This window comes from Ruegeria sp. YTSC230, assembly GCF_059609665.1.
This window is the reverse complement of the sequence record NZ_JBXWMC010000003.1, coordinates 219,226-233,063: the sequence shown is the minus strand read 5'-3', so window position 1 is coordinate 233,063 and position 13,838 is coordinate 219,226. Positions and strand designations below refer to the sequence as shown.

Genomic DNA, 13,838 nt, shown 5'->3' with positions numbered 1-13,838 from the left:
GATGCAGCGTCCCCTTTACGAAACTGCTTCTCCTGAACAGCTCACACATGCCATGGAAAAAGCTGCGGGCAAGCTGCTGATCGTGGATTTCGATGAGACACTTTGGTTGCGCAATTCTACCGAGTGCTTTCTGGCCCATGCGCGTCCTGCTCCTTTGGCAGCGGCAATCTTGCGCGGTCTTGATTTGACACGCCCGTGGAGGGTCATTGGCGGGCGGCGACGGGCGCGAGACTATCGTGATTGGCTTCGTGTGATGGCCATCGCGACGTTGATGCCATGGACCCTTCGCAGTTGGGCACGCATCGCTCCCAAGCTTGGTCGCACTTTCGCCAACACAGCACTTGAGGACCTAATAGGCAAGGCTCGGCCGGCGCGGTTTGTCGTTTTCTCAAATGGTTATGAAGCTATTATCGCGCCCTTACTGCAATGCTACCCCGGAACCCGACCTGAGCTTGCAGCAGCTTCCTTAAGATCCGGCTGGAAATGGCGCCGCGCAGGCAAGCTTGCGAATGCCGAAGCGTATTTTGATGCTGGACAATTGGATGATGCCACAGTGGTGACGGACCACGAAGATGACGCCGAACTGTTGGCACGGGTAAGTAACGGTCTGCTGTGCGTCTGGCCTGACGCCCGATACGAAAAGGCCTTTGCCAAACGTTAGCGGCCTCTATTAAGCAGCAGATGTTGGGTGATGCACAAATTCAATGGATCTGGTCCAGCGGCCGTTTGATGCGCACGTCAACCCCAACCGACACGCGTTTGCTATTTGTCTTTTTGCACAGGGGTGATCGAAAGTATTGCCCAAGCGTCATGTCGATGAGCCTTTGGCGTCGCCATTGTATGTGGCTTCGTGTGAGTGATTCTGCCTAAGAGTGTTTCGAATTTAGAAACATAACACTAGGGTGGTTTCAAACTGTTACCGATTTTGTTTGTGTCGTCTAATCGAGTTGCGTTTATTGAAGGTCGCGCTGTCAACGCGGCGTCTGTGTTAATTCTGAGGCTGTAATTGCAGACTTCAATTTACTGTCGCACCAACAAATTTAGCATGTAACAGCGTTGGTAACAAAGAACTTCAAGTTGTTACGGTTCATTTTGAATGATTGTCGAGGCACCCATACCCATCTGAAGATCCACTGCGTCAAAAAGTACTAGCATTGCAATTTGAATTTCGCCCGGTGGTGTATGACACTGGAATTGTCTACGTTTGTGCAACCTTCGTGGCGACATGCGTCAATTTTTTTAATGAGTTTGAGGTGCACTGGAGAATGGCGGACAAAATCAACATTGCCGTTGTTGGCCTGGGTAAAATGGGCTTGTCACACTATGCCATAGCCAATGTGCATCCGATGGCCAATGCGGTAGCCTGTGATGATTCCAGATTCATCAGCGATGTGCTAAAAAAGAACGCGCAAGTTACAATTCACAGTGACTACGCAAAGATGCTTGCCACTCAGAATTTGGATGCGGTCGTCATTGCGACCCCGTCACGTCTGCATGCGTCCATGGCCTACGCCGCCCTAGAAAAAGGTTTGCACGTCTTTTGCGAAAAGCCGTTTTGCCTTAACTGGCAGGATAGCCTCCGTTTGGCGGAGTTGGCGAAAGACAAGGGCGTCGTCACGCAGGTTGGCTATCACTACAGATATGTTGGCGCGTTCCAGGAAGTCAGGAGAATCCTGAATTCCGGAGCACTGGGTAATATCACACACGTGCAGGCCGAAGCTTATGGACCCGTCGTACTGCGTCATCGGCGTAGCACATGGCGCACTGACAATTCCGAAGGCGGCGGCTGCCTTTATGATTATGCGGCTCACCCTTTGAACCTTTTGAACTGGTTCTTTGGTACTCCAACGCAGGTTTCCGGCTCAGTTCTCACGCGCGTTTTCTCAGAAGATGCAGATGATCAGGTGATGTCGACCCTACGATGGGATAATGGACCCACGGCACAGCTTTCAGTCAACTGGTCTGACGAGAGCCATCGAAAAATGTCGACGAAGATCACAATGATTGGAACCAATGGACGCCTTTTCGCTGACCGTCAGGAGTGTCAGCTTTATCTGCGAAATGCTGATCCTGAATTGCCGACTTATACCAAAGGCTGGAACGTCAGATATACGACAGATCTTACGGACGACGTGTGGTTCTATCTGCGAGGCGAAGAATACTCAGCCCAGCTTGATGGATTTATCACCGCTGTGGCCCAAGGAAAACCAGACCTCATTTTAAACGATTTTGCTTCTGCCACCGAAACCGACAAAACTATGTCGATGATATTGTCCAATGCCGACACCGGTATGCCTGTTGGTGAAGCCCCGATCGTCACGCAGCCCGCGCCCGCGAAAAGGCGTGGATGGTTTCGTCTTTAAGGAGTGCATGACGTGGATAAGTTGCTTTTCGGCGATAATCAGTTTTTTGGCGTCAACCACATGTCCGAAGAAAAAGCGCGGGCGCAAGCGATGCGTTTTCAGAGAACTGACGCGATTATGGACGTTCTGGATGTTGCCTATGATGTGGGTATTCGCACTTTCATGTGTACGACCCACGATCAGATTTCAGAAGTGGCTGATCGTGTTCGGGCCGATCCCGTTCGTTACAGCGATTTCCAGTTCTACCCCTGTATGCCCTACGCGCATAAATACGCCAACGCCGTAACTGACCACGGTATGTTGGGGGCCATAAGACACCTCATGCCTAATGATGGTCTGTTTGCAACCGCGCTTGCGGGGACAAAAGCCCTAGCATCAAAAGAAATGGATGGCATCGCCAGGGCAATGATTGATATGGAGATGAAGATGTTCACGGGAGCAAAAACTCCTGTTGTTTTCATACAGAACGTCTTTGCTGATTTGTTGATTGGCGTGGGGTTCCATCGGGCTTTCCGAATTTTCCACGATCACATCCAAGAGAAATACGGCGCCGAGCCTGCTTACATCACAATGAACATGCCGCTGCTTCTTGATATACTGGAAAAGCAGGGCATTGAACGCCCAATAATCTGTTCGAATATCAACAAGATCGGCTTCCGTATGTCTGGTGGATATGATGCCTATCTTGACGCATTGAAATCCGGACGTGTGCGGGCTGTCGCTATGTCTGTTTATGCCTCTGGGGCGATCCCCGCAGATGAAGCAATCCACTGGATATCAGAGCTCCCGGGCGTTGAATCGATTGTGTTCGGGGCTTCAAGCGCGGGAAATATTCGTGGGACGAAGGCGTTGGTTGACAAATACATTGGCGGGCGACGCAATGCATGAATTGAGCCCGTCAAGCTACTCGGCCGTTCCGACACACCTGATGTCCTTATTGTCAAACTTTTGCAAACAATAAGGCATGCCCGATACAATTGCGTTTTTTGGATCCGGGAGCATGCATATCTATTGGTTTGGCCGAAATCCGATGCGCATTGCTTTGCGCGCTGACGTCGTGATTTTCAACCATAGTGCAGGTGTTAAAACCGGTCTAAGGGCCAGAGCGCTAAGCGCCGATGATTCCTGACTAATCTTGAAAAGCCAGAAACAAACGGTGACCAGCTGTTTCATATGCCTCATTTTTCACAGATCAACGAAACCGATACTTAGGTTTGATTGGCGACCTAAGAGTCTACCTAGTCAGGAAAAATGGCTTTGGGTGACGTTCCATCTATGCTACCAAATTCGTGTTTGTTCATTGTTTTGAATGTTGTTATGCCCGATCAGGTTTTTCCAAAGAGCGTCAAGCTTTCGTGCCGAGGTTGCGGCAAAGGTTTAGCCGAAACATTTGTCGATCTAGGCGCCACGCCGCTGGCGAATTCGTATGTAGATCCGTCCAGAGTTCTCGAGCCAGAGCCATTTTATTCGCTTCATGCATATGTTTGCCCACACTGTTGGCTGGTCCAGTTGCCAGCTGTCGAACAGCGCGAAACCATATTCAATGAGGATTACGCTTATTTCTCGTCCTTCTCGTCGACGATTCTGAATCACGCAAAAGGCTATGTCGCCGAGATGACCGAACGATTTGGGATCGGCCCGGAACACCGGGTTGTCGAGATCGCAAGCAACGACGGCTATCTGCTTCAATATTTTCACGCAAATGGCGTATCTACGCTGGGGATTGAGCCATCGGCAGGAGTCGCAAAGGTCGCGCGCGAAAAAGGTTTGCCAACGGAAATTCGCTTTTTCGGCCGAGAAACTGGTGAGTGGCTGCAAAGCGAAGGCCTGCAGGCTAAACTTCTTCACGGTGCAAATGTACTGGCCCATGTCCCGGACATTGACGATTTTGTGAGCGGCTTCCATCCGGCCCTGGCAGAGGGCGGGGTGCTTACAATGGAGTTCCCGCATCTGCTGAATCTGATCGAAAAGAACTATTACGACACGATCTATCACGAGCATTATTCCTACCTCTCATTGATTGCAGTTCGGGAGATTTTTGAACGCCACAAGCTCAAGGTCTTCGAGGTGCAAGAGATCGCGCCACAAGGTGGGTCGTTGAGAGTGTTCGCCTGCCGTGCGGAGGACGTGGATACCCATCATCCGGTGTTGCCTTCCGTGGCCGAACTTGAAGTTCGCGAAGTGGCTGAGGGACTAACGTCGCTCAATCGATACCGGGATTACGCGAAACAGGTTCACAAATCAAAGCGGGATCTGTTGAGGTTCCTGATGGACGCGCAGGAAGCTGGAAAAACCGTCGTCGGGTACGGAGCCCCCGCCAAGGGAAACACCCTTTTGAACTTTTGTGGCGTCAAGACGGATCTTCTTGAGTACACCGTAGATGTGAGCACTGCCAAAATGGGCAAGTTGCTGCCAGGAACACGTATTCCGATTCACGCGCCCGATAAGATTTTCGAGACTCGGCCCGATTATGTGCTGATCCTTCCATGGAACATCAAAGAAGAGATCATGGACTCGATGAAGGGCATAGTCGAATGGGGCGGAAGATTTGTTGTTCCATTGCCCGAAGTAAAGGTCTTGGAGTAGTGATGATGGCGGATCGCGCGGATACCCCCGTCGGGGAGTTGCTTCATTCTCAGCTCGTTCGCCTATATCCAATATGCCGTTCAATCACGGGCCCAGGTGTACGCGAAACGCTTTCGCTGATAGGCGAGCATATTCCACTTTCCGTCACCGAGGTCCCTTCAGGCGAACCCGTTCTGGATTGGCATGTCCCAAAGGAATGGACCATTCGCGACGCTTGGGTTGCTGATGCCTCCGGGAACAGGGTGATCGATTTCCAAAAGCACAATCTGCATATCGTAAGCTATAGTCGTCCGGTGCACACCCGTATGTCACTGTCGGAACTGAAGCCACACCTGCATTCGGATCCTTCGAATCCCGAATGGATTCCCTATAGAACCGGGTACTACGCGGAGAACTGGGGTTTTTGTCTGCCGCACCGTGATCTTGAGGCTATGCAGGAAGGGGAATATGAGGTCGTCGTGGACGCGACGCTTGAGGACGGATCTCTCACCTACGCTGAGTGTGTCATACCAGGGCAAACGAAGGATGAAATTCTACTGTCGGTCCACATTTGCCATCCCTCTTTGGCTAATGACAACCTATCATCGATTGTGGTTGCGACTGAACTTGCACGTCGACTATTGGAAGGGCCGCAGCCGCAGCACACAATCCGTGTTCTGTTTATCCCCGCCACAATTGGCTCGATCACTTGGCTCGCGCGCAACACTGCAACCGTTGACCGGGTCAAGCATGGTCTGGTGCTGGCAAACCTTGGCGATCCGGGGGCGATTCACTACAAGAAAAGCCGCCGAGATGACACAGAAATCAACCGGGCAGTCAGATTGGTGATTCAGGATCAACCGGATCACAAAATGCTGGAATTCGAACCCTATGGTTATGACGAAAGGCAGTTTTGTTCGCCGGGCTTTGACATGCCAATGGGCTGTTTTTCCCGAACGCCATATGCCAGTTTCCCAGAGTATCATACCTCGGCGGACAATCCCGAATTCGTCAGACCGGAAGCGTTGGAAGACTCGTTGACTAGGTTGGAGAAGGTAATCGATATCCTTGAGCGTGACAAAAAGTTCATGAACCTCAACCCGAAAGGGGAACCGATGCTTGGACGACGTGGCTTGTATGACGCGATTGGTGGCAGATCGGATTCCAAGGAGCAGCAGATGGCGTTGCTTTGGGTGCTGAACTATTCGGATGGGGATCACAGTCTTTTGGATATCGCGGAGCGATCTCAACTTGGGTTTGATCGTGTGGCGCGTGCGGCTGAAATTTTGCTGCAACATGGCTTGCTGGTAGTCGCGTCATGAGGTTGGCTCGATTTGAGTCGCAAGTTGCCTTGGTTACAGGGGCAAGCGGTGGAATCGGCGGCGCAATTTCCGAGGCTTTAGTGGCCGAAGGTGCCGAAGTTCATGCATTGTCGCGTAAAACGAAACAGAGTGACCGACTTATCTGGCATAAAGTTGACCTCTCTGACGACGGGGCGATGGAAGCTGCTGCCGACAAAATTTCATCCACTATCGATGAGCTTGATATACTTGTTCACGCCGCTGGCGACTTTGCCATGGGCACCGTTGCGCGTGCGCCGATCACGGAATTAGACCGGATGTGGAGAATAAATTTGCGCGCGCCTTGGGTTCTGACGAAGGCGTTATCGCGCGCGCTATCAGCCCGACATGGATCGGTAGTATTTTTGAACTCATCGATTTGGAACAACGCCCGAGGTGGCACCGGCGCCTATTCAGCCAGCAAATACGCGCTCAAAGCCTTTGCCGACGCCTTGCGTGATGAGTTGAACCCGGTCGGCGTCCGTGTCTTAAGCGTCTTTCCTGGGCGAACGGCAAGTGCCATGCAGCAAGGTATTTTCGCAGAAGAGAACCGAGCTTATAATCCAGACCTTCTACTGCAGCCGGATGACATATCGCAGATTGTGCTGCAGTCTTTGTTGTCGGCAAACACAGCGGAAGTGACCGACATTCATGTGCGCCCGGCTAAAAAGTTCTAGCCGTCCAGGTAAAAAACCAAGCTGCAACAATGCAACTTGGATAGTTGCAGCATTCACTCCGTTTGACTTGGCGGGGTCGCAAGTTGAATTCACTTAACAATCTTTTGCTTCATCCACTGCGGTGCATGCTAAGATCTAAATGAAATTTTTCTTCGGTGAATCAAGTTGAATACAGTCGACACCAACCCAGGTCTCCGTTTGGTTTCAAGACTTCGAACCAGAAAGAATTTGCCTGCAGTAAGCAGCGTTGTGTTCATCGCGAGATTCAAAGTTCCGTATCACCAATCATTGAGTTTGCAGAGAGAAGCCTCGTGAAAACCGCTCAAGAAGTTGTGTTCACCGATTTGGAATATATCGCTTCCAAGCTTGGACCAGAATTTGAAACCATGTCAGGCCGAAGCCTTTTGATTATCGGAGGGGCAGGCTTTTTGGGGTATTATTTGGTGCAATCCGTGGTCCATTGGAACAACGTTTCGGGTCAAGCACCGATCAAGATAACAGTGTTTGACAATTACATGCGCGGCGTACCGGATTGGCTGAAGTCCATACAGGATGATGACAACCTAGCACTGGTAACCCATGACATTACGGAACCGTTGCCGGATGACATGGCCGATTTCGATTACATCATCCACGCGGCCTCGATCGCTTCGCCAATCTATTACCGCCAACACGCGCTGAAGACGATGGACGCCAATGTCGGTGGATTGCGGTATATGTTGGACTACGCTTTGGCGCAGCATTCAAAGGAAAAACCGATCAAAGGGTTTCTCTTTTTTTCAACATCCGAAATCTACGGTGATCCAACCCCCGAAAACATTCCAACTCCGGAAACGTACCGGGGAAATGTGTCGTGCACTGGCCCGCGAGCTTGCTATGACGAGTCCAAGCGATACGGCGAAACGCTTTGCGTAGTGTTCGCCCAACAACACGATCTGCCGATAACGATAGTGCGCCCGTTCAATAACTACGGCCCAGGCCTGAAAATTTCGGACCGCCGAGTGCTGCCGGATTTTGCCCGCGATATCTTTGCTGAACGCGATATCGTGATGTTCAGCGATGGCGCGCCCACTCGGACATTTTGCTATGTCGCGGATGCCGTCTGCGGTTACTACAAGATTCTGTTGAACGGAAAGCCGGGCGAAGCCTACAACATTGGTATTGAAGACCCCGAAATCTCTATGGCTAATTTGGCCGAGCGTGTTATCGCAATTGCCCGCGACGAATTTGGCTATCAGGGCAAAGCGGTTTTTCAAGTCTCGGAAGACAAAGACTACCTTGTCGACAATCCCAATCGTCGCTGCCCGGTCATCGCTAAAGCCCGGTCCGATATTGGCTACGACCCTGAGATCGGAGTGGACGAGGGGCTGCGTCGCGCAATGATTTGGTACAGCGGCAATCGAGACGCAGAGGATATGTGATGCGTGTATCAGTCATAGGAACGGGATATGTTGGGTTGGTCTCGGGCGCTTGTCTGGCAATGAAGGGTCACGACGTGGTCTGTGTCGATACGGTTCAGCAGAAAATAGGTCAGATCAACGCCTGCACGCCACCTATTCACGAAGACGGGTTGGCAGATCTCTTGTGCCAGACTGTAGGCCAAACGCTGCACGGAACGACAGATCTGCGCGATGCGGTTTTGAATTCGGACATTTCGCTGATTGCTGTTGGCACGCCGTTCGATGGCAACGAAATCGACCTGAGGTATATCCGCGACGTGTCGCGCCAGATTGGTGAGGTAATCAAGGACAAGGATGCCTATCACGTCGTAGTGGTAAAAAGCACAGTCGTTCCGGGAACAACCGACACGGTTGTCACGCCAATTCTGGAGGAGGCTTCGGGCAAAAGAGCGGGCCAAGATTTCGGTATTGGCATGAACCCCGAGTTTCTCAAAGAGGGCGAAGCCATCACGGACTTCATGCATCCTGACCGCATCGTTATCGGCGGAGGTGATGACCGTGCGATAGCCGCGATGGACGAGCTTTACTCCGTTTTTCCTAATGTTGATATCGTAAGGACAAACCCTGCTACCGCGGAAATGATAAAATACACCGCGAACTCTTTGTTGGCGACTTTGATCTCATTCTCGAATGAGATCGGAAATCTCTGCGCCAAAGTGGGAGTTGATGTAGTCGAGGCGATGGAGGGTATGCATCTGGACAAACGGTTTACTCCTATCCTACCGGAGAACGCGGAGCGCATCTGGCCCGGTTTCATAACTTATCTGGCGGCCGGTTGCGGTTTTGGTGGCAGCTGTTTCCCCAAAGATGTAAAGGCGCTGATTGCGTATGGAGAAAACGCCGGATCTCCGATGCCTTTGCTGAATGCAGTAATGCAGACCAATAATAAACAACCCGGCCAGATGCTGGACCGATTGAAATCTCATTTCCCTGACCTTCGCGGCAAGCGGATTGCTGTCTTGGGCCTGGCTTTTAAACCGGGAACTGATGATATCCGAGAAAGCCCAGCTTTGACCATTGTCCACAAGTTACTGACCGAACAGGCTGAGGTCGTCGCCTATGATCCGGTTGCGCGCCACGAAGCTGAAGCTCATTTTAGCGACTCAATTGCTTATGAGGACGAACTGAGCCGGGCGATCGAAGGTGCGGACGCGGTGATGATAGTGACCCGATGGCCCGAGTTTTCAAAATTGCCCGAATTGGTCAAAACGTTTGTCCCACAACCGCTGGTCATCGACGGACGTCGGATGATCCCGAAAGACAGTGTCGCGAATTACGAAGGAATTGGGCTGCAGGGTTTGGTGCGCTGATCGCCCAAACGTCCGAAGGCGACTTGGCCGGACAAACGATCCAGAGAGAGTGGAGAGCGCAAGAGGGTTCCCAAGGGAATATGGCCGTAATTATTGCCTAGAACGCAAAGTGGTCCACAGTTTGGATCGTGAATAAACGCCCGAAACTGCTTGGCTTGAAGTCGTTTTAGGAAATCGTTTCGAGGTCGGGCTGTTCTGACTGGCTTATACCTAGCTGTCGGGACATGTCATTCAGGCGACTGAGGCGATCTATCATGGCTACGGTTTCCGGCAGATCCAAATACTCCAATACACTGGCCCAGCGGTGCACCCAGTCGTGCCTTTGCAGCGAATTGGCGAAGTTTATTTTCCGCCTACGGTGTTGTTCAGCTGGGTTGTCCAGCAACGCCAGAAGGCTTTCCAAGGCCTCGTCCGAGTCTTCAGGCAAACGGAACACTGCTTCAGGCCAATCAAAGTACTGATAGTAGTCAGGTGTTTCTGGGGCGTATCCAACCTGAACTGCACCGCCCGCCATTCCTTCGATTTGTCGGGGCCCCCATGCGAGATGTCCTGAGCATTGGTCCTTGTGGCCAAATTTTGCGATGTCTACTACGAAAAGTTTACTGTGTTGGATGATACTGGCCAGTAGTTCGCGGTGCGCGGATTGCTGCTCGGTGACCGGAGGTTTAGTCGCCGTGTCGTACAGGTAGAAGCCGCCACGGGCTTTCATTGCTTTTACCAGCTTCTCATGCAGCTCTGGACGCCTTCTACCCATTGAATAGACGTCAACAGGCCTTTCAACACGTGACGCAGCCGGTGCAAATCGCACCATGTCTACAGCTGCAGGCATTTGGATAACGGGCTTACCCGTCAAGCGGTGTAATAGTTCGCAGGTTTCGGCAAACGCGCAGGTTATCAGATCAAATTCGGACAAGGATTTAATCAAAGGGGAATAAAGAGCTACGTCAGCAGCCCAGACCTCTTCGAGAACGCAGATTGCTACACCCGTTCTTTCGCGCCAATTCGGGATGGCATCCAAGGCAAGCAGCTCAATTGGTTTTTGAACATTGCAAACAAAGACATCATAGTCTTTTTCAAGCCGTGTCTTCGGCACGCCAGATGTCCAATATTTGAAAAGACCCGTATGTTTAGACAGCCATCTTTTGGGATTAACCTGAACGCGCGTTTGTTGGGCGCGGGCTGGCATCAAGATATCCGCGCCCTCAACCTGAGCGACCACATCTTCGAATTCGTACCCAGAGCAGCGTGAAATACCTGTGTTCAACTTGCGTTGAGAGAAAATCAAGACATCTCGTCGGGCTTGTTTGAAATTCATAGAACTCGTCAACCTAATACTCCTACTAAACACAAAATTAACAAATCTCTCACCCGTCCGAAACGACGCTCAATGACGAGTGATCGTCCAGACTGTACCGCAGGGAGCAATGGGTGTCTGGCATAAGTGAAACCACTTGAAGCATTGTGCAGCCCGAGGGCAGGTGGCACTAAAGTGATTTATATCGCACCCAATCACCGGGATGCGCGCCACGACCAATACCCAGCCGGTGTCTGTCTCCATTCTGCCCCGACACATCGTCCCGAGCGCCATTTTTTTCTTCCCAAGTCGCCCACGGACGGTTCCCGCTTTTCCACATTTCTTCTAACCGTCTTTTGTCTGCTAGGTGGTCCATGCAGTACCAGAAACCGGAATGGCGATAGGCCATCAATTCGCCCAGCTCCATCAATTTAGGAAGAGGCCCCTCTTCCCACATGATGTCGTCGCCATTGACGCTTGCAACCGCGTCGAAAACTTCGGGTTCGAGCACGAAGAAGCCGCCATTGATCCAGTCAGTCGCTACTTCTGGTTTTTCCATGAAACCTTCCACAAGCCCATCTTCGCGCACCTGAAGGTGACCGAAGGTCGTTAGCGGCCGGACCATGGTTATGGTTGCCAGTTTGCCATGAGATTTGTGGAAAGCCAATAACGCGTCCAGATCAACATTCGAAACCCCGTCGCCGTAAGTCAGCATGAACGTGTCATTGCCAAGATAAGGTTGCAAACGGGCCAGCCGACCCCCGGTCATCGTTTCGGTGCCCGTGTCAATAAGATCGACAGTCCAGGGCGGCATCTGGGTGTCTATGGCCGAATTCCGATACTCTGGCTCGCCAAACAGTTCGCGCTTGGCGAAATCGACGCGCAGATTTCCGTCATGCTGACAAAGATCCGATATGTACTGTTTGATCAGATCGCCCATGTACCCCAGGGCCAGTACGAAATCGTGATGACCATAGGTCGAGTAGTGCTGCATGATGTGCCACAAGATAGGGCGGTTCGCGATCTCAACCAAAGGCTTGGGACGAACGCGTGTTTCTTCGATTAGGCGCGAGCCCTTGCCGCCTGCAAAAATAGCTGTTTTCATGTGGGTCTCCCACCGAATAGGAACTCGTTAAGGCTTAAAAAGATAATGCCTAAATTCCATACCACTCAGCCGTAGCTGTCAATCTCGCTTGGATCCAAATATTGCTGAAATGGTTGTCGTTAAAGAAACGGTCGCAGGAAATCGCAGGTTTTGGTCCGCCCACATAAACCGAAACTAATGGGCGGCGGCATAGTTCGCCCGCGCCGAGGCCCTTAGCGCTTTCGCGACAAGGTTCATCTTTGTGGTGTATGCAACGAAGAAAATCCAGCTGGCGCTCATCCTTTCCATCACCATGCTCTCAGTGATGTTTGAGAAGATGAACACCATCCCCAAAATGAAAACGAAGACTATGGGTTCACGGTCCGGGATGAAGCGTAGCCCATAAAACATCGAGAAGAAAAAGCGAAACAACCCTAGAAGCAAAAGAGAAATTCCCACAAAACCCACATTAAGAAATGTTTCAAGCAACCCATTGTGGGAATAGTGGGGCAGGAAGCCCAAATTGGCCTTGCTCGAATACACACTCAGGTGCGAAGCATTTTCATACCAGTGGGCGGCATATCCGTAGCCGACCCAGAACCGATCCATAATATTGGGCCAGACCAATTCCCAAATTGGAATCCGGGCCGACAACGTGGGCTTTCGTCCGATCAGTGAAAACAGAGGCTCTGCAAGTGTCGAGGCAAGTACAAATGCGACCATGCCTACAAAGATCATTGAGAACAGTATGTATCCTATGCCCCAAATTGTCTCCATTCGAGGCATAATTTTGCTAACATACAGCGCTGTCACAGAGAACAGGGCGATGATCTGAGATGACCGTGATTCTGAGGCAATCAATAGGAATAGTCCCAAAATTGCCGTCGCAACAAAGACAGTCTTTAGTTTGCCAGTGAATTGTCCAGATGCATAGGAACACGTTAGCAACGCGAACATCCCCGCAGTTCCCAGGCCGTTCTTATGCAGGAAAATCCCGTTCCATGTATTCCCCCACGGTGGAATGCCTCGTGCTTGGGGCAAGGCTATGATGGCCACCATAGCCAGCAAAATCACGATGCCATAGAATGTCGCCAAAAACAAAAGCAATCCCCGTAAGGACATAACACTGGCCAGCACAAGTCCAAGCGCGGTTGTTACGACCAATGGAACCGCGCGCTCGAAAGAATGTCTGGGAAAGTCGCTCCAAAGCACTGAAAAAAATGCAAAAATAACTAGCAGTGTGATTTCGGGGGATGAAACCGCACCGCGGATAAGGTGCCGAAAATACAATAGGGTGATCGTAAGTACAGGAACTAGCAGTAGAACTCCGATCTTGTTTGCGATGCCTTTCTGCCAGAACACGATGGCCAGAAAGTGAGTGCCAATCACCACCAGAACACACAGGCAAAAAGCAAGCACAAGGTGGTTAAACGATGTTCCTGCGTGATATTGATACGGTAAGCTGCGGGTAACAGGTTTCATGGCAAAAACTGGTCGATGAAAGAGACGTTCACAAAAAAGGATCACTCAGCAGAAGAGGGCTGCTGAAGCCACAAAACCGTACAAAGATGGCGGACGCTTGTCTACAAGCACCGCTTCGCTGCACGGTCGTAGGCTCAGATATCGTTCCCATAGACAATAGTGACCAGTTAATCCCAAATGTAAGATTAAAAATTCGGATGTTATACACTCAGATCACGCATAGGGCATTGCGACGAACGGTCCGCGTTTGTCGTTCACGATTA

11 protein-coding genes are annotated in these 13,838 nt (G+C 51.2%); 8 read left to right on the top strand and 3 right to left on the bottom strand.

Annotated features, from left to right (window positions below):
* The first annotated feature begins 1 nt into the window (after nucleotide 1).
* The 8 genes from AC2FD9_RS08215 (at nucleotide 2) to AC2FD9_RS08180 (ending at nucleotide 9,715) form a co-directional block, all read left to right on the top strand.
* Nucleotides 2-661 (top strand): hypothetical protein, encoded by a 660-nt coding sequence (locus tag AC2FD9_RS08215; protein ID WP_282170089.1) that lies wholly within the window; start codon nucleotides 2-4, stop codon nucleotides 659-661.
* 493 nt (nucleotides 662-1,154) lie between these two features.
* Complete coding sequence (locus tag AC2FD9_RS08210) at nucleotides 1,155-2,363, top strand: Gfo/Idh/MocA family protein (RefSeq protein ID WP_496836309.1); 1,209 nt, start codon at nucleotides 1,155-1,157, stop codon at nucleotides 2,361-2,363.
* Nucleotides 2,364-2,375: 12 nt separating this feature from the next.
* The gene (locus tag AC2FD9_RS08205; protein ID WP_496697407.1) at nucleotides 2,376-3,251 is read left to right on the top strand and encodes a hypothetical protein; all 876 of its coding nucleotides are present in this window, start codon (nucleotides 2,376-2,378) and stop codon (nucleotides 3,249-3,251) included.
* 363 nt (nucleotides 3,252-3,614) lie between these two features.
* On the top strand, nucleotides 3,615-4,949 hold the full coding sequence (locus AC2FD9_RS08200) for a methyltransferase domain-containing protein (RefSeq protein ID WP_496836307.1): 1,335 nt from the start codon (nucleotides 3,615-3,617) through the stop codon (nucleotides 4,947-4,949).
* A 5-nt stretch (nucleotides 4,950-4,954) separates the two neighbouring features.
* A complete protein-coding gene (locus AC2FD9_RS08195) occupies nucleotides 4,955-6,250 on the top strand; it encodes a DUF4910 domain-containing protein (protein ID WP_496836305.1) in 1,296 nt (431 codons plus the stop codon).
* On the top strand, nucleotides 6,247-6,945 hold the full coding sequence (locus tag AC2FD9_RS08190; protein WP_496755428.1) for an SDR family NAD(P)-dependent oxidoreductase: 699 nt from the start codon (nucleotides 6,247-6,249) through the stop codon (nucleotides 6,943-6,945). Before AC2FD9_RS08195 ends, AC2FD9_RS08190 begins: the two co-directional genes overlap by 4 nt.
* Nucleotides 6,946-7,256: 311 nt before the next feature.
* Nucleotides 7,257-8,366, top strand: a complete 1,110-nt coding sequence (locus tag AC2FD9_RS08185; RefSeq protein WP_496836303.1) for an NAD-dependent epimerase/dehydratase family protein — start codon at nucleotides 7,257-7,259, stop codon at nucleotides 8,364-8,366.
* On the top strand, nucleotides 8,366-9,715 hold the full coding sequence (locus AC2FD9_RS08180) for a UDP-glucose dehydrogenase family protein (protein WP_496836301.1): 1,350 nt from the start codon (nucleotides 8,366-8,368) through the stop codon (nucleotides 9,713-9,715). The genes AC2FD9_RS08185 and AC2FD9_RS08180 overlap by 1 nt, the downstream gene beginning before the upstream one ends.
* A 166-nt stretch (nucleotides 9,716-9,881) precedes the next feature.
* Here AC2FD9_RS08180 and AC2FD9_RS08175 read toward each other — a convergent pair whose 3' ends face one another.
* From AC2FD9_RS08175 to AC2FD9_RS08165, 3 genes are all read right to left on the bottom strand, one after another.
* A complete protein-coding gene (locus AC2FD9_RS08175) occupies nucleotides 9,882-11,030 on the bottom strand; it encodes a glycosyltransferase family protein (RefSeq protein ID WP_496836299.1) in 1,149 nt (382 codons plus the stop codon).
* A 169-nt stretch (nucleotides 11,031-11,199) separates the two neighbouring features.
* Complete coding sequence (locus AC2FD9_RS08170) at nucleotides 11,200-12,114, bottom strand: sugar phosphate nucleotidyltransferase (RefSeq protein ID WP_282170098.1); 915 nt, start codon at nucleotides 12,112-12,114, stop codon at nucleotides 11,200-11,202.
* 174 nt (nucleotides 12,115-12,288) lie between these two features.
* Entirely contained in the window at nucleotides 12,289-13,575 is a 1,287-nt protein-coding gene (locus AC2FD9_RS08165) for an O-antigen ligase family protein (RefSeq protein WP_496836296.1), read from the bottom strand.
* Nucleotides 13,576-13,838 lie beyond the last annotated feature (263 nt).

Excerpts from the sequence above, each read along its gene's own strand:
- AC2FD9_RS08175 (WP_496836299.1), bottom strand. The coding sequence starts at position 11,030 with ATGAATTTCAAACAAGCCCGACGAGATGTCTTGATTTTCTCTCAACGC.
- AC2FD9_RS08190 (WP_496755428.1), top strand. The coding sequence starts at position 6,247 with ATGAGGTTGGCTCGATTTGAGTCGCAAGTTGCCTTGGTTACAGGGGCA.
- AC2FD9_RS08215 (WP_282170089.1), top strand. The coding sequence starts at position 2 with ATGCAGCGTCCCCTTTACGAAACTGCTTCTCCTGAACAGCTCACACAT.
- AC2FD9_RS08200 (WP_496836307.1), top strand. The coding sequence starts at position 3,615 with ATGGCTTTGGGTGACGTTCCATCTATGCTACCAAATTCGTGTTTGTTC.
- AC2FD9_RS08195 (WP_496836305.1), top strand. The coding sequence starts at position 4,955 with ATGGCGGATCGCGCGGATACCCCCGTCGGGGAGTTGCTTCATTCTCAG.
- AC2FD9_RS08165 (WP_496836296.1), bottom strand. The coding sequence starts at position 13,575 with ATGAAACCTGTTACCCGCAGCTTACCGTATCAATATCACGCAGGAACA.
- AC2FD9_RS08180 (WP_496836301.1), top strand. The coding sequence starts at position 8,366 with ATGCGTGTATCAGTCATAGGAACGGGATATGTTGGGTTGGTCTCGGGC.
- AC2FD9_RS08170 (WP_282170098.1), bottom strand. The coding sequence starts at position 12,114 with ATGAAAACAGCTATTTTTGCAGGCGGCAAGGGCTCGCGCCTAATCGAA.